24 protein-coding genes and 3 tRNA genes are annotated in these 20,868 nt (G+C 27.5%); 5 read left to right on the top strand and 22 right to left on the bottom strand.

Annotated features, from left to right (window positions below):
* Positions 1–380: 380 nt before the first annotated feature.
* From ABXT48_RS03580 to ABXT48_RS03570, 3 genes are read right to left on the bottom strand one after another with little or no spacing between them, the layout of a single operon-like run.
* Positions 381–668, bottom strand: coding sequence for a methylated-DNA--[protein]-cysteine S-methyltransferase (locus ABXT48_RS03580; protein WP_415303353.1), 288 nt, complete (start codon positions 666–668; stop codon positions 381–383).
* Entirely contained in the window at positions 649–1,086 is a 438-nt protein-coding gene (locus ABXT48_RS03575; protein ID WP_415287092.1) for a GNAT family N-acetyltransferase, read from the bottom strand. The genes ABXT48_RS03580 and ABXT48_RS03575 overlap by 20 nt, the downstream gene beginning before the upstream one ends.
* Before the next feature lie 42 nt (positions 1,087–1,128).
* Positions 1,129–1,323, bottom strand: coding sequence for a hypothetical protein (locus ABXT48_RS03570; RefSeq protein ID WP_415287091.1), 195 nt, complete (start codon positions 1,321–1,323; stop codon positions 1,129–1,131).
* 81 nt (positions 1,324–1,404) lie between these two features.
* Between ABXT48_RS03570 and ABXT48_RS03565 the strand changes: the two genes are divergently transcribed.
* Positions 1,405–2,361: a site-specific integrase gene (locus tag ABXT48_RS03565; RefSeq protein ID WP_415287090.1), complete on the top strand. Its 957-nt coding sequence runs from the start codon at positions 1,405–1,407 to the stop codon at positions 2,359–2,361.
* Here the strand turns inward: ABXT48_RS03565 and ABXT48_RS03560 are convergent, their stop codons facing one another.
* From ABXT48_RS03560 to ABXT48_RS03520, 9 genes are all read right to left on the bottom strand, one after another.
* The gene (locus ABXT48_RS03560) at positions 2,362–2,640 is read right to left on the bottom strand and encodes a class I SAM-dependent methyltransferase (RefSeq protein WP_415303352.1); all 279 of its coding nucleotides are present in this window, start codon (positions 2,638–2,640) and stop codon (positions 2,362–2,364) included.
* A gap of 266 nt (positions 2,641–2,906) precedes the next feature.
* Positions 2,907–5,027, bottom strand: a complete 2,121-nt coding sequence (locus tag ABXT48_RS03555) for a glycosyltransferase (protein ID WP_415287088.1) — start codon at positions 5,025–5,027, stop codon at positions 2,907–2,909.
* Positions 5,005–5,265, bottom strand: coding sequence for a GIY-YIG nuclease family protein (locus tag ABXT48_RS03550; RefSeq protein WP_415287087.1), 261 nt, complete (start codon positions 5,263–5,265; stop codon positions 5,005–5,007). The genes ABXT48_RS03555 and ABXT48_RS03550 overlap by 23 nt, the downstream gene beginning before the upstream one ends.
* Positions 5,266–5,279: 14 nt before the next feature.
* Positions 5,280–5,354, bottom strand: a tRNA-Glu gene (locus ABXT48_RS03545).
* Positions 5,355–5,404: 50 nt separating this feature from the next.
* Positions 5,405–7,099, bottom strand: a complete 1,695-nt coding sequence (recJ, locus tag ABXT48_RS03540; protein WP_415287086.1) for a single-stranded-DNA-specific exonuclease RecJ — start codon at positions 7,097–7,099, stop codon at positions 5,405–5,407.
* Positions 7,096–8,043 carry a class II fructose-bisphosphatase gene (gene glpX / locus ABXT48_RS03535; RefSeq protein ID WP_415287085.1) on the bottom strand — a complete coding sequence of 316 codons (948 nt, stop codon included), beginning with the start codon at positions 8,041–8,043 and terminating at the stop codon, positions 7,096–7,098. Before glpX ends, recJ begins: the two co-directional genes overlap by 4 nt.
* Positions 8,043–9,035, bottom strand: coding sequence for a putative transporter (locus ABXT48_RS03530; RefSeq protein ID WP_415287084.1), 993 nt, complete (start codon positions 9,033–9,035; stop codon positions 8,043–8,045). Before ABXT48_RS03530 ends, glpX begins: the two co-directional genes overlap by 1 nt.
* Entirely contained in the window at positions 9,035–9,316 is a 282-nt protein-coding gene (locus ABXT48_RS03525; RefSeq protein WP_415287083.1) for an ETC complex I subunit, read from the bottom strand. Before ABXT48_RS03525 ends, ABXT48_RS03530 begins: the two co-directional genes overlap by 1 nt.
* Positions 9,317–9,627: 311 nt before the next feature.
* Positions 9,628–9,704 (bottom strand) — tRNA-Pro (locus ABXT48_RS03520).
* A 93-nt stretch (positions 9,705–9,797) separates the two neighbouring features.
* Here ABXT48_RS03520 and ABXT48_RS03515 point away from each other — a divergent pair.
* Genes ABXT48_RS03515 through ABXT48_RS03505 form a run of 3 tightly spaced genes read left to right on the top strand, consistent with a single transcriptional unit; the run spans position 9,798 to position 12,045 of the window.
* Positions 9,798–10,310: a zinc-ribbon domain-containing protein gene (locus tag ABXT48_RS03515; protein ID WP_415287082.1), complete on the top strand. Its 513-nt coding sequence runs from the start codon at positions 9,798–9,800 to the stop codon at positions 10,308–10,310.
* A gap of 4 nt (positions 10,311–10,314) precedes the next feature.
* A complete protein-coding gene (gene nhaA, locus ABXT48_RS03510; protein ID WP_415287081.1) occupies positions 10,315–11,487 on the top strand; it encodes a Na+/H+ antiporter NhaA in 1,173 nt (390 codons plus the stop codon).
* A gap of 3 nt (positions 11,488–11,490) precedes the next feature.
* A complete protein-coding gene (locus ABXT48_RS03505; RefSeq protein ID WP_415287080.1) occupies positions 11,491–12,045 on the top strand; it encodes a glutathione peroxidase in 555 nt (184 codons plus the stop codon).
* On the opposite strand, the gene ABXT48_RS03500 is transcribed toward ABXT48_RS03505, so the two are convergent.
* The 9 genes from ABXT48_RS03500 to rarD are packed head-to-tail and all read right to left on the bottom strand — an operon-like array spanning position 12,040 to position 20,414.
* Positions 12,040–12,813: an MBL fold metallo-hydrolase gene (locus ABXT48_RS03500; protein WP_415287079.1), complete on the bottom strand. Its 774-nt coding sequence runs from the start codon at positions 12,811–12,813 to the stop codon at positions 12,040–12,042. The genes ABXT48_RS03505 and ABXT48_RS03500 overlap by 6 nt on opposite strands.
* Entirely contained in the window at positions 12,813–13,577 is a 765-nt protein-coding gene (locus ABXT48_RS03495) for a TatD family hydrolase (RefSeq protein WP_415303351.1), read from the bottom strand. Before ABXT48_RS03495 ends, ABXT48_RS03500 begins: the two co-directional genes overlap by 1 nt.
* Positions 13,570–15,111, bottom strand: coding sequence for a methionine--tRNA ligase (metG, locus tag ABXT48_RS03490; RefSeq protein ID WP_415303350.1), 1,542 nt, complete (start codon positions 15,109–15,111; stop codon positions 13,570–13,572). The genes ABXT48_RS03495 and metG overlap by 8 nt, the downstream gene beginning before the upstream one ends.
* Positions 15,112–16,044: an AAA family ATPase gene (locus ABXT48_RS03485; protein ID WP_415303349.1), complete on the bottom strand. Its 933-nt coding sequence runs from the start codon at positions 16,042–16,044 to the stop codon at positions 15,112–15,114.
* Positions 16,045–16,048: 4 nt separating this feature from the next.
* Positions 16,049–16,660 (bottom strand): dTMP kinase, encoded by a 612-nt coding sequence (gene tmk / locus ABXT48_RS03480; RefSeq protein WP_415303348.1) that lies wholly within the window; start codon positions 16,658–16,660, stop codon positions 16,049–16,051.
* Entirely contained in the window at positions 16,653–17,804 is a 1,152-nt protein-coding gene (locus tag ABXT48_RS03475; RefSeq protein ID WP_415287074.1) for a D-alanyl-D-alanine carboxypeptidase family protein, read from the bottom strand. Before ABXT48_RS03475 ends, tmk begins: the two co-directional genes overlap by 8 nt.
* Positions 17,797–18,516, bottom strand: coding sequence for a hypothetical protein (locus ABXT48_RS03470; protein WP_415287073.1), 720 nt, complete (start codon positions 18,514–18,516; stop codon positions 17,797–17,799). The genes ABXT48_RS03475 and ABXT48_RS03470 overlap by 8 nt, the downstream gene beginning before the upstream one ends.
* A gap of 28 nt (positions 18,517–18,544) precedes the next feature.
* Positions 18,545–19,546 carry a lytic murein transglycosylase gene (locus ABXT48_RS03465; RefSeq protein ID WP_415303347.1) on the bottom strand — a complete coding sequence of 334 codons (1,002 nt, stop codon included), beginning with the start codon at positions 19,544–19,546 and terminating at the stop codon, positions 18,545–18,547.
* Positions 19,533–20,414 carry an EamA family transporter RarD gene (gene rarD / locus ABXT48_RS03460; protein ID WP_415287070.1) on the bottom strand — a complete coding sequence of 294 codons (882 nt, stop codon included), beginning with the start codon at positions 20,412–20,414 and terminating at the stop codon, positions 19,533–19,535. Before rarD ends, ABXT48_RS03465 begins: the two co-directional genes overlap by 14 nt.
* A gap of 92 nt (positions 20,415–20,506) precedes the next feature.
* On the opposite strand from rarD, the gene ABXT48_RS03455 reads away from it, so the two are divergent.
* Positions 20,507–20,596: transfer RNA gene (locus tag ABXT48_RS03455), tRNA-Ser, on the top strand.
* Here the strand turns inward: ABXT48_RS03455 and ABXT48_RS03450 are convergent.
* Complete coding sequence (locus tag ABXT48_RS03450; RefSeq protein WP_415287063.1) at positions 20,597–20,863, bottom strand: succinate dehydrogenase assembly factor 2; 267 nt, start codon at positions 20,861–20,863, stop codon at positions 20,597–20,599.
* Positions 20,864–20,868 lie beyond the last annotated feature (5 nt).

Below are 20,868 nucleotides of genomic sequence, written 5' to 3'. Positions count from 1 at the left end.
AGTGAGAATTGAGAAATTTTAATTTTTAGTAAATTAAATATAGTTTTGTAGCTAGGTAAAATGGTGATTTAGTATTGATATTAAATACTTATTTCAATTAATAGGGTAGTTTTGTTAAAACTAGATTATTTATGGAGTAGAATAGGGGGCTAAAAAAGCCAGTAAAATGGTCTTTTTTACTCCTTCTATAATCCTTGCTATTGTTGACAAGTAGAGCAATGCAGTATGAGAATATACTGTTTAAACGTCCATAGGATAGCCTATTTCAGCTGAAAGTCCATTTGCAGTACAACTGAAGGATGCATTACAGCAATTAGAAAAAAATATAGCTAAATACTTAAAAAGTGTTTAATATCAAATGTTTTTGTGGTTTTTTGGGGTTAAAAGTACTTTTTTATGAAGACCTTCTCAGATCTCAATAATCTTCTTTTTTCATGGATTCCACCTTTTCCAGAGTATCCGCCAAGGCTTCCATCGGATCTAATCACTCTATGACAGGGTATTTTGGGTGGATATGGGTTTTTACCTACAGCATTAGCAACAGCTCTGAATGCCTTAGGTTTTCCAATGGCTTTAGCAACCTCTAAGTAGGTCTTAACTTTTCCTTTGGGTATTTTCTTCAGGTAATTCCACACTTTTAGTTGAAACTTAGTTCCCTTTAAGTTCATAGAGTTCAAATCCAGTGTTATTGGCTATTTTATCGTATAATTTCTTTGCATTTTTATTGGAAGAGTGGGTTATCCAACGAATTCCATTCCAATTATTGGCTTTAGATAATAATTTTAGGTGACTAATGAGTTTTTGAGCTATTTTTTGACCTCTAAATTTTGGCTCTACGAACAAATCGTCTAAAAACCCAATATATTGGCCTTTAATTGGTCTTGGCATTGTTCTATAATGAGCAATAGCAACGATTTTATCCTCTAACTCAAAGCAAATACCATTCACAACATGGGTTTCATCATGAATCCAACTCCAAAGAGTATCTAAAATCCTAGTATTCATTGGGACTTTGTAGAAATCGGCATAACTGTTATATAATTTTGCCCAATTTTCCTTATCTTTTAGCTCTAATTTCCTAATCATTTACTTAAATTTTAACCTTTAAATTGTTGATATTTAACATTTTTATTTATTTTTATTAAAAATTTTTCTTATCCATCCAGCTATATTAAATAAAATAATTGGTAAAAAAGCTAAAAACAAACCGTCTTTTGTTGGTATAGAATGTATTCCCAAGGCTATTAAAGTTGGATGATCTATGATTGATATAAGTACAAAGGTTGACCAAATAATACTTATAAAAATAAATATTTTTATCATTTTTATATATTTAACATATTGACAACATAAACAACTTAATATATTACTAACGATAATTAATGGTTATCAATAGTAATAGACATGAACAAAATAATAACAGACATAAAAGCTTTACAAGAAGAAACTTTATTAAATCTTCAAAGCTCAAAAGCTAAAAATACAATAAGAGCTTATAAATCAGACTTCAATGATTTTGGAACTTTTTGTGCTCAGAATGGATTTAAGTCCCTTCCATCAGACCCTAAAATAGTTTCTTTGTATTTAACTAATTTATCAACCAAAGACGCCAAAATGAGCACTTTAAAGCGTAGGTTGGTATCAATAGGTGTCATCCATAAGTTAAAAGGGCATTATTTAGATACAAAACATCCTACAATTATTGAAAATATTATGGGTATTAAAAGAAGGAAAGGTAGCATTCAAAAAGCTAAAAAGCCCATATTAATCAACAGTTTAAAATTAATAATTGATGCTATAGATCAGCAAAATAAGGAAGAAATTAAAAAATTTAGGGATAGATCTATAATATTAATTGGATTTTCAGGTGGATTCCGTAGAAATGAGATAGTTTCATTAGACAGCGATGACCTAGATTTTGTTCCAGAAGGTTTAAAAATTAATATTAAGAGATCTAAAACAGATCAATTTGGTGAAGGTTTTACGAAAGCTCTACCCTACTTTGATAGCTCTCAATATTGCCCCGTGGTATCATTAAAAAACTGGCTAGACATATCAAAAATAACCTCAGGTCCTGTATTCAGAAGATTTGTTAAAGGATCAAAGTTATCAGAAAATAGATTAACAGATCAAACTGTAGCATTACTTATAAAGAAATATTTAAATCTAGCAGGTATAGACAGCAAGCATTATTCTGGCCACAGTCTAAGATCAGGATTTGCAACTTCTGCAGCTGAATCAGGAGTTGAAGAGAGAAACATAATGGCAATGACTGGTCATAAATCTACCGAAATGGTTAGAAGATATATTAAAGAAGCAAATTTATTTAAGAATAATGCTTTGAATAAAATAAAAATATAACTAAATATTTTTTTTAATAATAATTTGATGCCAAATTTTTAAAGAGCTTATTTCAGAAATATAATCGACAATAAATTTATTAATCGAAGATGAAGGATTTTTCTTTAAATCTTTATAAAACCACCACATATAATCATCTAAAATCAAATACCCTCCTTTATTTAAAACTTTCCAAGAATTCTCAATATCAATTTTTACTTGATCGGACGAGTGATCACCATCAACAAAGATTAAATCATATTTCTTAGAGTTGCTCAGAAAGAATTTATTTGAATTCATTTTAAATTTTTTTAATGATTATTTGTCTCAAATGTTGAAGTATTAGAATCAAAGTTTTTTCTATAACACTGAAGTCAAAATTATCATGTTCATCACTACGAGACCAAGTACCGATACAATGTATGTTACTATATATAAAATTATTTAAAAAAAAATAGCACTACGTCCTTCATATGATCCTATTTCTAAAATGTTTTTTATGCTGATTACACTTTTAAAACTACTACTTAGAAAGTTCAAATTATTACAAAACCATTTGTCATTATTTAGATTAAAGATGGTTTATTTCCTAAAGAAATATCAATAAAATATTTGGTAATTTTAACTTCGCTAAAAAGTTTAAAATATTTTTTCTTACCATTCTCGGCTATTTTTTTTCTCAGTTTATCATTTACTGAGTAAAATTTAATTTTATCCGATAAATCATCCATGTTATTGTAAAAAATCATTTCATTATCATTAAAAAAATCACTCATTTGAACTTTTTTATCAATAAAAGTTAGCAATCCGTTACCAACAACAGAAGCTATTCTATTACTTGAATAGTATTTTGTTGGTTTACCACGACTTAAATTTAAAGCCATTTTTGAATTGATAAGAGCGTTATTAAAGTTGTCACCCCAAATGGGTTGTTTATTGGCAAAACCGTAGAAGTCATATTTTATTTTTGATATTTTTTTTACAAGTTTATCTAAAAATTTAACTCTATTATCTTCAATTCCCTCTTTAAGAACCGCTCTATTCACACCATGACTCATTGCATAAAAAAGATCTTTTTTTGGATCCATATTAAAAACATCAAAACGTTCAATATTTTTATCTACAGGAACAAAGAAAAAATGAAAATTATCGGAATTAATTTTATTTTTTATAACAAATGGATCTGTTGTTATAAAATTATGATCAACAAAGGGAGCGTATGTGCTTATATTATAAATATTTTTTTTTGAATAATTAAGGTCAGGCATTACTGGATCCTCGTTCCATTGTGAGATAATTAGATTTTTATTTAAATTTTTTAATTCCTGAATAGTATCTAAGTCAATATTTTTGCTATGACCAAAAAATAAAAGGTCCGGATTATAGTTTTTACATGTTTCAATTAAATAATTTTGAAAGTTAACCCTACTATCCTGAAGTAAATTAAATGTTTTATTGTTTTTTATAAAATCTCGATCACTTATTTCTAAAACATCATGGCCATTTCTAATAAAGCCATTTGTAAATTTTTTACCCAAGGAGATATTAAATAATCTATGATTAAGCTTTTGTCCTTGATTGTATAAATTTATAATTTTTATCCTATTTTTTAAAAGATTTATTTTATATCTAGGAAAGATACTTTCACGTATTTGGTCAATTATTTTTGTATTAGTTCCTATTCTGTGCTTAACATTTTTTCTGCTATATATCTGAATATGTTTCCTTTTTTTATTGTTAAGAATTAATTTTTTAATTTCTTTATAAAGATTAATCTCATCGAGTTTTTTTAGGATAATAGCTTGGTCTGTAGTTTCTATTAAACCACCTTTGTTAGAGATGATTGTAGCACATCCATTAGATGAGGCCTCTAAAGCTGTTCTTCCAAAAGGCTCATCCCATCTAGATGGTACAACGGCAATTTCAGTTTTATTTAATATACCTAAAGTTTTTTTATGACTTAAAAAACCTAATTCTTTATGTTGATTATGATTTATATAAATTGATCTACGGTCCTCATCACCAACAGATAATGATTTCCAATCTGGAAATTCATCCAAAATTTTTTCTATAGATTTTTGAAAAATGTCATAACCTTTAGAGTGATTAAGTCTTCCAACAAATGTAATGTATTTATATTTTTTTTTAGCCTTTTGTTTATTTACACTTGGGTAAACAATTTCTGCTTTAGTATTAAGCTTAAGATCTATATCTAAAAAAAATCTATCTTTCACCCACTGGCTTACAAAAATTATTTTTTCAACATTTTTTAATATAAACAATCTCTCTTTAACTGTTTTAGATCCGTTCATTGATAGTGGATCATTGTGAAAATAAAAAATAAATCTATTTTGAATTTGCTTTACTAAATTAGATAAAATTAAGGGCCGATTATGAATTTCAATTAAATCAAATTTTTTTTTATTAATTTCCTTGATTAGATTGTTGCTATACTCTCTTGTTGTACTCTGTAATTTTGATTTTAAACTTTTAAGATTTATATTTATGTAATTTTTTGTTAAATAATTCTTAGAATTTGTATTTCCAAAAATAAAATTATTGTTTTTAAATTTTGAATCTTTAAAAAATTCTGAAACCCAAAGAGATGCTGCAGAAGCTTTTTCCAAAGAATAGTTTTCTTTGTAGGGTAGAATTGTGGCAATATTAATTTTTTTTTTTGAATTCATTTAACAATTTAGTTCTTTCTTTTCTATCTTTTTTAAGCTCATATTCAAATGAAAGTGCTTTGCTTTTTGAATAAAACCTTTTCTTATAAACAAGTTCCCATTTATAACCTTTTGTTGATTTTGCACCTTTATTTTCATTATGATTGTCCAATCTTTTATTGAAATTATTTGTATATCCTACGTATGATTTATTTAAGAAGCCTTTTACAGTTTTTATTAAATAAACATAGTAAACCATAGATAGATCTATTTTGGCGGTCCCTGGGGGAATCGAACCCCCCTTTGCAGGATGAAAACCAGCTGTCCTAACCGATAGACGAAGGGACCATATTGAGATCTTTTATTTTAAAAGTCATTATTTATCAAGCGTAATTAAGTTATAGGATAAGGTCTCTAATAGTTAATTGCAGATTTTTTTTATTATTCCAGATATTTTCATTGATTTGACCTATTACATTAATGTTATTTATATAACTCATTAAGTGTTCACCAATCTTAGTATTAATAGAATTAAACGATATTGATTTAATTGAAAATCCTGTTTTTGATTTTAATATTGCAGATATATGCTTGTTATTTAGCACTATGGGTTTAATTATTTTTAGATCTCTTAACATGAATGTTGGCACTGAGTTTCCTGTACCGAAAGGTTCTAATTTTTTTATATCATCATAAAAATCTTGATTAAATGCTAATGGCGAAACTTCTGATTCATATGAAAATATATTATTATTTACAGTATTAGATTTTAAAAAATCCTCTAATATATAATTTTCAAAATCTTTAAGGTTTGCTTTATTTAGGGTAAATCCTGCAGCCATATTATGACCACCGCCACTTATAATTATATCTTTATCTAGTGAATTTTTAATTATACGACCAATATTATAATTATAAACTGATCTTGCAGATCCTTTTAATAATTCATTAGACGCGGTAATAACAATGGAGGGTTTATTAAAATAATCTTTTAATCTTGCTGCAATAATTCCAATTAAACCTTCGTTTATATTTGGATTATAATAAATAATTACCTCTTTATTTTCTTTTTCAATTTTTTGAAAATCAATTTCATCTAATACTAAATTTTCAATTTCTTTTCTTTTATTATTCAATTTAATTAAATAAGTAGACCTATCATTGATAACCTGATCATTATTAGAAGATAATAATTCTGTAGCATATCGAGACTTACCCAGTCTTCCGCCAGCATTTAATATTGGACCAATTAAATAACCCAAATCATTAATATTAATTTTATTTTTTTTTTCATTTAATTCAAACAAAGTGTTCAGAGGTAAATTTTTTGTTATATCAAAATTTTTAAGAGCACTTAATGCAATCAGTCTGTTAAGTTTTCTTAGAGGCATGACATCACATACAGTGGCTAATAAAACATATATTAAATAATCTGATATATTTATTTCACTTTTGGTTTCTTTAATTAGTAATTCTAAAAAAAAATATGTAAGTGTTGTGGCGCATAAATAGTCATATTCTTTATAACCGTTATCTTTTTTGGGATTTATAATTGAGTTTGCCTCTGGAAAAGGTTTGTGCATTTCGTGATGATCAATAATTAAAGATTTAATTTTATTTTCATTTAAAAAATTTATTGCTTCATTTGATGTAGAACCACAATCAACCATTATAATTAATTTGGGTTTTTCTAAGATCAGTTTTTGGAATAATTTTTTGGTAGCACCATAGCCATCCTTTTCCCTGTCTGGTATATAATAAAAAAAAGGGTGATTTATGCTTTCTAATATTTTTACAAATAACGAAGTAGCAGCAGAGCCATCCACATCATAATCACCTAAAATACATATTTTTTCATTATTATTAATACAATTTACAACAAGCTTAATAGATTGATTAAAATCTTTATTATTTAAAAAAACATTGTTTAAATTTAAATCTGAATTAACTGTTGCAATCTCATTATCATCAAATTTTCTTGAAACAATTAGTCTAGATAAAATGTCACTAAAATCAAAATCCTGCTTTAATTTGTCAACCAAGTTTTGACTGATTTTTTTTTGTTCCCACTTCTTACCTGAAATAGAAATCATTCTTCAATAAGATTTGTTCTTTTAATTATTTCTTTAAATCTTAAACTTTTATGAGTAACTAGTGTTTCGGTAATATACTTATTTTCATCTATCTCCACACCGTTTAACATCTCACTAGAAGTAATTCCTGTAGAACAAAAAATCGAGTCTCCTTTTATAATCTCATTTAATTCATATTTTTTATTTAAATCATTTATTCCCATTTTATTTGCATCTTTAATGTCTCTATCATTCTCAAATATAAATCTACATTGAAAATGACAGTCAAAGGCATCGAGGGCTGATGCAGCTAAAACCCCTTCTGGTCCACCTCCTATACCTAAAAATATATCAACTTTGTATTTTGGATCTGTTACATAGAGTGCACCAAGGACATCACCATCAGTGATTAATTTAATCTTAATATTTAATTGCTTAAGCTCATTAATAATTTTTTGATGCCTTGGTCTATCCATTACACATGCTGTGAGTGATGAAATATCTTTGTTTAAAAAATCAGCAAGATTTGAAGTATTTTTCTTTAATGAAAAATCTAGATCAACTAAGCCTTTTTCAATTGGGCCAGTTGCAATTTTATCCATATAGGTTTCAGGTGCATTAAAAAGATTTCCTTTTTCAGCAATAGCAATAACAGAAGTTGCACCAGGTAAATTATTTGCTGCAAAATTTGTTCCCTCTAAAGGATCAACAGCAATATCAAAATATGGTCCATTTTTATTACCAAGTTTTTCACCAGTGTAAAGCATTGGCGCTTCATCAAGTGAACCTTCACCAATAACAACTTCGCCATTCATATTTATTTTATTCAATTCAGATCGCATTGCATCAACAGCTGCTTGATCTGCTGCAATCTTGTCTTTTTTCCCAACTAAAAAAGAGGATGCCAAAGCTGCTTTTTCAGAAACTTTTATAATTTGATAGACATATTTTTTATCAATAGACATTAATCTTTTTGAATAACTATTTCAGTAGAATTTATTACACTCTCAAATTCTCGTAGACGTTTATAAACACTTGCTAACTCTATAATGGTAGGCCAAGCTTTTAATAGGTATTGCATAGAACCTTCAACTCTTCCAAAAGCTCTTATAATTTGTTGCATAACACCTAATGTTACAACGCCTGCTACAATAGCTGGAGCCAAGAAAACATAAGCTGATAATACATTTGCTTGTAAGTAAGCCATACGACCAATATTAAAATATAAATACCTTGTGTAGCTTAAAAAGTGAATTGAACGAACGTCATCAAATAATTCATTTATTGTTTTAGGTCTAATGTTACCATCATCTTCAGCTACTACTAATATCTTTCTGTATGCAGCCTCTTTTTTTTGCAGATCATATTCCACTCCAACTAAACGTAATATCCAACCTAACCCTATCAAGAATGCTGTACCACCTAATGTCCAAAGTAATGCACCGGTTATCAATCCATATTGCCAATCACCAAAAAAGAAGATTGGTATACCGATTGATAGCCCTAATAAAATTGGAGTAAATTGTATTAATACCATGACCGATTCAATAAAACTTGTACCTAGAGATTCCATAATACGGGTAAACTTAATTGTATCTTCTTGAACTCTTTGTGAGGCACCTTCTATTTTACGAGCTCTATCATAAACAGAATGATACCATTCTACCATCGCAGTTCTCCATCTAAACAAGAAGTGTGCTGTAAAAAAACTAATTACAACGTAAAGAGCTATATATATTCCAGCTAGTGTAATAAATGATGCTAAATTTGCCCAGTACTCTTCAATTGTAATAGCGTTGGGTTTAGCAAGTGCTTTTTGAATCATATCGTAGAAGACACCAAACCATTCATTTATCTTTACATCAATTTTTACTTGAACCCACAATGATAATAAAATCACAAATGAACCTAACCAAGACCATAACTGCCATTTTTTTTTTGTAAAAAATTTAAACATTATCTTAGAAAATTATCTGCATATGATTTTTTAACAGTTTTTCTTTTTTGAGGTTCAATTATTTCAAAATCAATTTTATTTTTTTTTGCATATTCTATTGCTAATTCTTTAGAGGAAAATTCTAAATTTAACTCTGAGAGTGTATTGGAGTTTGTCTCCCAACCCATCAAAGGATTTATACCAGTATTCTCAGTTTCAAATTCAATTAACCATTTGTCTGATTTGCCAAGACCAGACTGCATTGAATTTTTTGTAGGGATATAAATTTTTGCTTTTTTCATAAATTGGTCGGGGCGGCAGGATTTGAAACTGGTAATCATTTCGCCTCGATACGTTGTTATATAACACTTCAACCCCTGTTAGCAAAGATCTAGTTGTCACTTTTTCCTATTGAATGAGGGTTGTTTTTAAAGAGAAGTATCACGGTGAGACATCGCTCACTGACAACATTTTGTAAATTTTTTTAATAAGAGTTTTTAGGGGTGGTAGGTTTCTATCCTGCCGCCCCTATGAGCTAAAAACTTGCTCTAAATTTTTTTTAGATATTTCACTGTCACTTTCACTGACACTTCGTCTAGAAGTGTTGTGAGAGTGGTCGGGGCGGCAGGATTTGAACCTGCGACCCTCTGGTCCCAAACCAGATGCGCTACCAGGCTGCGCTACGCCCCGATTGAGGTACTAATACATTAGATATTGATAATTTCAAAGAATAAAGAACATCAAAAACAAGGCTTTTTTATAAGAATCAGATATACATCGATAATGATCATTACTTGTAATAATTGTAATAAAAAATTTGATATAGACTCAAATTTGATTTCAGATAAGGGTCGCTTGTTACAATGTGCTAGTTGTGATCATAAATGGTTTTTTAAAAAAGAAGTTCTTGAAAACACGGTAAGCCCTGCTGATGAAGAAACCGGTATTGATAGTATTAATATTTTTGACCAAAATAACCCATCCATCAATGAAGAAGAAAGTGTATCAAATCCACCTATAGATGAAGTTGAAGTAGATTTAGAGGAAGAGACTAAGGAAAAAATTGAGGTTAACATAAATAAAAACACACAAGTAAATGCTAAACCAAAAAAACAAAAAAATTTTAAAATATTAAATATTTTTGTTGTAGCAATTATTTCATTCGTAGCTTTTATAATTATTGTAGATACGTTTAAATATCCTATCGGGAAAATTGTCCCAAATGTCGAATTTATACTTTATAATCTTTATGAAAGTATTAAAGATATCTCATTATTTATTAGAGATTTAACATAAAATTATGATCAAAAATCTTTCAAAGCCTTTTAAATGGTTTTTTCAGTTAGAAGCAGCAAGTGGTCTTGTATTATTAATTGCTGCAATTATTGCTCTTGTAATAAGTAATTCTAGTTTTAGTAATTTATATTTTGATACATTAAACCAATACTTGTTTGTTGGTATTAATGATTTTGGTTTAAAACTTTCCGTACATCACTGGATTAATGATTTATTGATGGCAATTTTCTTTTTCTTTGTAACACTAGAAATTAAACGAGAATTTATTCAAGGTGAACTCTCTAATTTAAAAAAAGCGTTACTTCCAATTATAGGAGCTGTTGGGGGAATGGTAGTCCCTGCTCTAGTCTATGTTTTTATAAACTTTGGTAATACTGAAACATTAAATGGTTGGGCAATTCCATCGGCTACAGACATTGCGTTTTCACTGGGAATTTTATCTTTACTTGGTTCAAGAGTTCCTATTTCTTTAAAAATTTTTTTAACAGCTCTTGCTATTATTGATGACCTTGGTGCGATATTGATTATCGCTTTTTTCTATTCTGGTGATTTAAGCATAAGCTATTTAAGTTTAATCTTAATCTCATATATTTTATTACTTACTTTAAATAAATTTGGTGTTAAAAAGTTTATACCCTATTTAATAATTGGTGCCTTCATGTGGTTCTTCACATATAAGTCTGGAATTCATGCAACAATAGCAGGTGTTCTTTTAGCTACGACCATACCTCATAGAATTAAAGACAAAGATTTCTCCTTATTAATTAAACTTGAGCATGCAATCAGTCCTTATGTTGCTTTTATGATAATGCCTATATTTGCATTTGCTAATGCAGGTGTGTCTTTAGAAGGATTATCATTGTCATCTTTATTAGAACCTGTTCCATTGGGAATTCTTTTAGGGTTGTTTGTGGGTAAACAAGTTGGAGTTATGCTTATTTCTTTCTTTGCAGTTAAATTCGGTGTGGCACAAATGCCAGATAGGTCTAACTGGTTAAGTCTATATGGAGTTTCAATATTAACAGGTGTTGGTTTTACAATGAGTTTATTTGTTGGAAACTTAGCATTTGCTGAAAATATTCAGTATATTGACGGTGTAAAAATTGGTGTTCTTGCAGGATCATTACTTTCTACAGTATTTGGATATTTTATATTATTGTATGCTTCTAAAAAATAATTAATGCTTTATAAAAATAATTTATTAATCTTACTAATTATATCTATGTTCACATTTTTTGAAAAAGTTGACGCTAAATATGAAAAGCTATTTTTTGATCACTCAATAAAGAATATTGATAATGAAACTATTGATTTAAATCAATACAAAGGAAAAACTATACTTTTAGTAAATGTTGCTAGCAAATGTGGTTTTACTAAACAATATACAGGCCTTCAAGATCTTTATGAGAAGTATAAAAACAGAGGTTTCTATGTAATTGGTGTTCCGTCAAATCAGTTTGGTGGACAAGAACCGGGGTCTAATTCCGAAATTAAGGATTTTTGTGAAACTAATTTTAATATTACATTTCCAATAACTGACAAAACAGACGTTAAAGGTGAAGATGCTCATGATTTATATAAATGGGCAAAAAAAAACTATGGTAAATCGACTGTTCCTAAGTGGAATTTTCATAAAATTTTAATCAATAAAGAAGGAAAAATACAAGACACGTTCAATTCTTTTATTACACCAATGTCAGACAAAATAACAAAACAAATAGATTTAATTCTATAATTCAACAGTCAAACCATCAAAACCAGGAATAATATTTTTAGGTAATCTTTTTTTAAGTTTAGCGTAATCTAAGTCACTGTGCATATTTGTTAAAATCGTTTTTCTAGGAGTTAAGATTTTAACTAATTCTAAAACTTGATCTAAATTGAAATGCGCAGAGTGATTACGGTACCATAGACAGTCAATAATCAAGTATTCTAAATTTTTTAATTTTTTGTAATCTTTTTTAAAGAACAAACTAATATCACTTGCATAAGCTAATTTATTATTAATTAGATAGCATATGCTTTTAATTTTACCATGCTGAACAGGTATTGATTCTATTTTAATTTTTTTATTTTTATTTGTAATTTGGTGTAGTTTTTTAAGACTATTGATACTTAAAGTTGATGGATAACCATAAGATGATTTAAAACAATATTTAAAAGTAGAAAATAAATATTTTTTAGTATTAGAGTCAGCATAGACTGGAATTTGTTTCTTGTTTATTAAAAAAAATGGACGAAGATCGTTAATACCATGTGTTTGATCTGCGTGGGGATGAGTATAAAAAACTTTACTAATAGATCTAATCTTATTTTCCAGTAGTTGTGACCTCAAATCTGGAGATGTATCTATTAAAATATTTTGATCGTTAAATTTAATTAAAGCAGAACATCTCGTTCTAAAATTTTTTTTATTTCTTAAATCACAATCGCCAGAATATCCATCTGCTCTAGGCACACCCATTGAGCTACCACTACCCAAAATGACAAATTTAAGAGACATTATAGATTAAAAAGTTTATTAAAATTTTTAGTAGTTAAATCGGACATTTCCTGATCAGGCTTTCCTTTTAAAATGGATAATTTTTCTAGAGTATATTTGATAAAACTTGGTTCATTTTTTTTTCCTCTCATTGGTATGGGAGCTAAAAATGGGCTATCTGTTTCAACAAGCAGTTTATCTAAGGGAATATTTTTAAAAGTTTCCTGAAGGTCTAAACTATTTTTAAAAGTAATTATTCCACTTGCAGAAAAAAATGCATTTATTTCAAGTAATTGATTTGCAAAATTTAATGAACCAGTAAAACAATGCATTAAAATTTTTAATTTTTCTGATTTATATGAATTTAAAATTTCAAATGTTTCATCCTCAGCATTTCTAGAATGTATGATAATAGGCATATTAAGCTCTATAGAAGCCTCTATATGAGCTTTAAAGCTATCAATTTGCCTTTCTTTGTTACTATGATTATAAAAAAAATCTAAGCCTGTTTCACCTATACCAATAATTCTTTCATTTTGATTTATTTGATTAATTATATAATTTTTATCAATTAAAAGACTTTCCTCAGTTTCATGAGGGTGAATACCAAACGTACCATAAATCATTGGATCTAATTTAATAATATTCTTTATCCTATCAAAACTTTCTACCGTAGTGCATATTGTTAATAGTTTCGTGATACCAACTTCTTTAGATCTTTTTATAACATCACTTAAATTTTCAAATAAAGGCTCATGATCTAAATGGCAATGAGAATCAATCATCTTTCTTCTCAATTTTTTTAAATAAAATATCTATTTTGTTAATAGGCTTACCAGATACGAGATAATCATGTTTTGTAATAGATTCGAAATTAATTGCATCAACATTTAAATTAAAAATCTTTAAAGCTTTTTCTATTGAACTTGGGATTATAGGATAAAGCATGAATGAAATTTTTCTAATCATCTCTAAGGAGGTATAAACAATTGTATTTAATCTGTCCTTATCATCTTTTTTTTTCCAAGGTTCTTGATCATTAAAATATTTATTTGCTTCAAATAAAGCACTAACAATAAAATTAATATAATAATTAATATTTTGACTATCAATTTCACTACGTATTGCTTCTAAATTGTCAGTAAATTTATTTAGCATCACTAAATCTTCATCATTAAATTTTTTATTATCTGGAACTAATGAAGAGCAATTTTTCTCAGCAAATGCAGTGACTCTTTGACATAGATTTCCATAATTATTAGCCAAATCACTATTGATACAATCCTCTAACCTATCTTGTGAAATGTTACCATCATTTCCAAATGAAACTTCCTTAATTAAATAATATCTTAAGGGATCAAGTCCATAAATTTCAATAATATCTAAAGGATCAAGAATATTTCCTTTTGACTTGGACATCTTTTCATCACCAGATAAAATCCAGCCATGACCATAAACTTTCTTAGGTAAGGGTATTTTTGCAGCCATTAAAAATGCAGGCCAATATACAGAGTGAAATCTTAATATATCCTTTCCTATTAAATGAACAGATGCAGGCCAAAATTTTTTAAACAACACATCATTTGTATCTGGATAGTTTAAAGCGCTTATATAATTAGTTAGAGCATCGAGCCAAACGTAAATTACATGATCTGGACTATTAGGGACTTTGATACCCCAAGTGAATGCTTTACGACTAATAGAGAGGTCTTTTAACCCACCTTTTACAAAGCTAATTACTTCATTTTTTCTAGATTTTGGTGAAATAAAGTCAGGATTTTTTTCATAATAATTTAGTAATTTATCTTGCCACTTAGACAGCCTAAAAAAATAAGACTCTTCCTCTATCCATTCAACAGGAGAACCAGATGAGGTAGCTATCTTAATGTTTTCTTTTTCACTAATCTCTTCATCACTATAAAAGGCTTCATCAGAAACAGAATACCAACCAGAATATTTTGATAAATAGATATCGTCATTTTTTTCAAGCTCATTCCATAAATGTTGAACTGTTTTTTTGTGTCTTTCTTCAGTAGTTCTAATGAAATCAGTATTAGATAAATTTAATGTTTTTGAAAGATCTCTAAATGTTTGACTAATTTCATCACAAAAAGCTTGAGGATCAACATTTCTTTTCTCCGCTGCTCTTTGTATTTTTAAACCGTGCTCATCAGTACCTGTTAAAAAATGTACATTGAAACCATCTATACGTTTAAATCTAGCAAAAAAATCAGCAGCAATACTTGAATATGCATGACCCATATGAGGTTTCGCTGATGGGTAGTAAATTGGAGTTGTAATATAGTAATTTTTTTCCATTTATAATAACTTTGATTTAAATTCTAAAAATAAACTTTCCTCATCCAGATTAAATTTTTCTGTATTATAAATTTTTTTTATAAATCTATGATAAAAATTAATTAATGAAATCTTTGTATTTGTTATCATGTATTTTTTTAAAAAGAATAACTCAATTAAGTTAATTAATAAAACTTTAATAGGTTTATTTTTCTTGTAATAATTATTTTCTATTATTAAGTTTATAAAACTTGAAATAGTATGATCTTTTAAATTAATTAATTTTTCTTCAGCAAAATTAAATAAACTAATGATTTCACCAGGAGAATTATAATAACTTAGTAGGTCATAATTAACAAATTCAAGTACATTTTTTTTAAGTATTGAGTTTGAAATATTTAAAGACTCATTAAATGTTAAACTAATCTTAAATGTTAAACATCGAGATTTAAGTGTTGGTAGTATATTTTTTTCACTATTGTTTATTAAGATAAAAAAAACATTTTCATTTGGCTCTTCAATGATTTTAAGTAGTGCGTTAACAGAATTCTTATTTAGATTTTCAACATTATCTATTAAAATAAATCTTGCCATATTATTAAATGTTGATTTATTTGTGTAATTAATCATTTCACGTATTTGACCCACATCAATGCTTTTTTTTTCAGTTAATAGATCTATTAAATAGAAATTAGGATGTGAGTTATTTTGTAAAAGTTTATAGGATTTATTATCCTTATTGATGCTAAAATTTTCTAAATTATATTTGTACTCCTCATTTTTGGATAAAATATAGTTGATTAAATGGTAGGCTAATGTTGATTTTCCTGATCCTTTTTTTCCAGACAGTAAAATTTTATTAGGTATTTTTTTCTGCTTATATAGTCCTACTAACTCGTTAAAGAAACTTTCCATACCATAAATCTTAGTGTTTTCTGATGGTTTTAAATTCATAAATCTAAATTAAGTCGTTAATTTTATTTAATATTATATTTTCATTAACATCTATATCTAGATTTGAATTTATTCTAATATATTTTTTTGGGTTTTTTTTTAGTATTTTTATAAAACCATCTTGTACTTTTTCATAAAACTTACTGTTAAATTTATCGTATCTATTAAGCTTTTTTCTTAGTCTAAGTCTTTTTTTCATATTTAATAAATTAACAGTATTTAAAAAAGTAAAATTAATTTTAATATTTCTTAAAAGATGATTGTTGATATTTTGTATAAATTTAAGGTTTACACCCATTCCATAATGTTGGTAAGCAATTGTTGAGTCTGAAAATCTATCTATAAGTATGATTTTTTTACCAGCATTTTGTCTTATAATTTCTAAGTTTTCACTTCTTGCAGAAAGATAAAGTAGTAAATCAGTTTCTTTATTAAATGTAGATTTGTTATCCAGAATAAGATTTCTTATTTTTTCTGAATTTGCACTACCACCTGGTTCTCTAATTTTAATAAATTTAATTTTTTTACGAGTTAAGTAATCTGCAATTTTTTTTATATGATGGGATTTACCAGTACCCTCTATACCCTCAAATGCTATTATTGGTTTTTTAGACATCGCCCCAAATTAAAAAATTAATTGACTTCATCAACCTTGAAAAAACATTTAATTTTTTAACATCTTCATAAGCAAGTAAATCATATTCTTCAATAAGCTCACCATCAAAGGTTAGCTTTAATTTTCCCAAAATATCATCTTCTTTAATAGGAGCTTGAATTGGACCATTATAATTCAATGATACCTTTAATAGTCTTTTTTTTGCTTTTGGAATAGTTTTATAGATATCATTTTTTATATAAGTTTTAACAGTATCTTTTTTACCCAACCAAACATCAATATCATCTATTGGCGTGTTTGCTTTTGTGATTTCAACTAAGTCAAAATTAGTTAAACCCCACGTTAAAAGTTTCGCACTTTCACGAGATCTATCATTTTTAGTATTGAAGCCACTTCCTACTGCTATTAATCGTCTTCCATTTCTTTCTACAGATGACGCTAGTGAATATTTTTCAACAGCTAAATAACCAGTTTTAATTCCATCTGCTCCAAGGCTTTTATATAATAGAGGATTTCTATTACCTTGAGTAATGGGGTCACCCCCTGTTCTATCCCAAGTAAATTCTTTTTCTGCAAAATACTTATATTCTTCAGGAAATTCTTTAATAAGATATCTGGACATAAGCATAATATCTCTTACAGTTGATACGTTTTCAGTATTATTAATCCCTGATGAATTAGCAAAATTAGTATTATCCATTCCTAATTCTTTAGCTTTAGCTGTCATCATCACTGCAAATTCATCCTCTGTACCAGCTATACCTTCAGCTAACGCAACACATGCATCATTACCAGATGCAATAATTATTCCCTTAAGTAAATTTTCTACACTAACTTCATCACCAACCATTATAAACATCGAAGAATAGCCAGCTGACGAAAGTCTCCAAGCATTCTCGGACACTAAAAATTTTTCATCTAGATTTAAATCACCACTTCTAATTAAATCAAACGCAATAATGGTAGTCATAATCTTTGTCATTGAAGCTGGATAAATGGATTTATCAGCATCTTTTTCAAATAATATTTCACCTGAAAGATAGTCTTGTAATATTGCTGTTCTAGCCTTCACATCAAACGCAGCATTAGAATTAGCTGTTAGTAAGAGTATCAACAAAATTGTTAAAAGTCTTAATTTAATCATTTTTTATAATTTCGATATTTTCAAATTCAAGTATGCTTATATCATTAAATGATTTTTGTAGAGAGTTAATGTTATTAAAAGGACCAGCATATACTCTATATTTTTTTTCATTAATTTTTTTGATTTTGGCACCCCTAATCTTTGTTTCTTTAATGATTCTATCAACTAGCAATGATGCTGTATCATTAAAATAAAAATCAGCTATTTTTATTTTATAAGAAAATTTTTTACTTAGTTCATTTTTGGTATTTGTTTCTTTAATGTTAAGATCACTAATATTAATATTATTAACTGGAGCCTTGTTAGCAACTTTTTTTTCTTCTTCAAACATTTTTGCTCTTTTTGCTACAAATAGTGCGCCTTCTAGTACTTCTAAAATCTCTACATAAGGTTCATTTTCATTTAACCCTATTTCATCTGCTATTCTCAATGATAATACTGCATTATTAAATAAGGGATAATCAGCATTACTACCAACAGTTGCTATAACAGATTTATTATTTAAAATATTGGTAATTTTAACAATTGTATTTTTTTTTAAATTTTTTTGAAAAATAACCAGGCTTCGTTCGTCAATCTTTTTTGAAATAATCTTATTATCATAAAACTTATCACTATAAATAAGACTAAATCCTTTGTTTATAAATGGATTATCCAATGAATTGGAAATTTTATATTTTGTTAAGGTAGTTGCCGTACAGCTATTTAACAAAATGAAGCAGCACAAGATTAATAATTTCTTATAAAGCATTTTCAAATTTTTCTTTTAAAGTACATACTGCAAGACCAAATCGTAAGGACCTATTCCATTGTAGTATTTTTTCATAATTTTCAAAAACTATGTAGGCTGGATCTAAATTTTGAGCATCAGGTATAATATCTTTATCTGGAGTTATTATTGATGCAATCAAATTTTCGTCAACAACATTAAAACTATCTTCATTAATTAAATATTTTTTTAACAGTTTAAACTTATTTTTATTGTGAAGTTTTTTTGCGGATGTGTTTAATATATCGTTAGGTATATTCTTTTTTAATTTGACTTTTATGAAACAAGGTTGGTTTTTCTTCCATCCTATTTTATTTATATAGTTAGCTGCAGAAGCAAATGAATCTACAGTTGATTTAAGCTCAATAATGTTATTTTTATCATAGTCTATTGCATAGTTGTCTATAGTAGAGGGCATAAATTGAAAAAAACCAAAAGCTCCTGCCCACGAACCATATAAAATATCATGGTCTATTTTCCCTGCATCTATTAATTGAAGAATTGTAATTAACTCATTAGTAAAAAAATCAGATCTACGTTGATCAAAACTTAAAGTTGCAAGTGATGACAGTATATCCATTTTTCCTACATAAGTTCCAAAATTAGTCTCTATTCCCATTAATGCTAAAAGTAACTCTTTCTCAACTGAAAATTTATTATCTATCATATTTATGAAATCCCTATTCAATTCATAAAGTTGAGCACCCTTATTTACTTTTTGTTTAGAAGTTCTTTTGGATATGTAAGTTTTTGTATCCTCATAGAACTCAGGTTGAAAACGGTCATATTTTATTACCTTAGGTAAAAACACAACATCAGACATTGCTAGATTGAATGTCTTTTCTGAAATTTTTTTTTCTAAAGCATAAACTTTAAATTTTACCAACCACTCATTAAATTCTTTTTCATTGGCATTTAATGTTCCATGAATAATTGTGAAAAATATAATTATAAAATATTTAATTATTTTCATATAAATCTTTTAAATAAATAATTACAGCAATCCATATTAAAATGAAACTTAATGATTTATCAAAGGAAAAAGCCTCATCATAATAAAAAAAACCTAATAAAAACTGAAATGTTGGAGTTATATAAAAAATCATTCCAGTAGGCCCAAGTCCACATAGTTCAACACCCCTTACATATAAAAATAATGGTATGACAGTCATTGGTCCCGCTAACATTAATATAAACATCAGCGAAGGATCATTCAAACTAAAGATATTTAGATTGTTTTTAAAAAGTAAAAAAAATGCAAATAAAGCAAACGGTAATATGAAAAGACTTTCTATTAAAAGGCCAACATCAGTATCAACATTAACTTTTTTTCTAAGAAGGTTGTAAAAACCCCAACTTAGAGCAACAATTATTCCGACCCAAGGGATTGAGTGAAAACTTTTAAATAGGAGAAATAATATAGATAACAAAACTAGCAGTATGGAAATGCCTCTTCTTTTGTTTATTTTTTCACCATAAAAAATATACCCTAAGAATACACTTAAGATCGGCATGATAAAATAACCAAAGCTAGCATCAATAATTTTTTCCGTACCTACAGCATAAATCCAAGTTGCCCAATTTATAAAAATTAGTAAGCTTGAAAAAAATAAATAAATTATGTTTCTTTTATTTTTTATAATTTCAAAAAAAACATCCCATTTAGAAAAATAAAAAGTAGTTATTATTAAAAATACAGATGTCCATACGCAACGATGGATCACTACCTCTATAGACCCAGCAAAAGAAATATATTTAAAGTAAATAACCCCAATAACACCCCACCAAAAAGATCCTAATGCGGTTAAACCTATACCTTTATTGAATTTTTTCTTTTCCATAGTAATAAAATTATACTTATTAAATGATTATCTGTTCAATTTATCAATTTTATTGTTGAATTAAAAATTTATAATAATAAAACGTTGCTAACGGAGAGATGGCAGAGCGGTTGAATGCACCGGTCTTGAAAACCGGCAAAGGGGCAACTCTTTCCTGAGTTCGAATCTCAGTCTCTCCGCCACTATTCACTGATGTATTTATAATTTTTAAAAATCTCCGAAACTTTATTTAGCTTAATTTGAATTGTTAAATTTTGACCTTGATTAAATTTATAAAGATTTTCATCATCATAATCCAGCAAATCACATAAAAGCTTTAACTCTTGTTCATTAAAATGATCAATATATTTTTTAGTAAATGAACCTAGCAGTTTATCCATTTCTTTAGTGCCTCTATAGTTGGCTCTATAAATTATTTTATTTTTTAAATCCTTTATATTAATGGTCATAAAAA

Source organism: Candidatus Pelagibacter sp. Uisw_101 (assembly GCF_047727615.1).
Taxonomy (GTDB): Bacteria; Pseudomonadota; Alphaproteobacteria; order Pelagibacterales; family Pelagibacteraceae; genus Pelagibacter.
The sequence above is the reverse complement of the archived record's forward strand: the minus strand, read 5'-3'. Positions and strand labels throughout refer to the sequence as shown.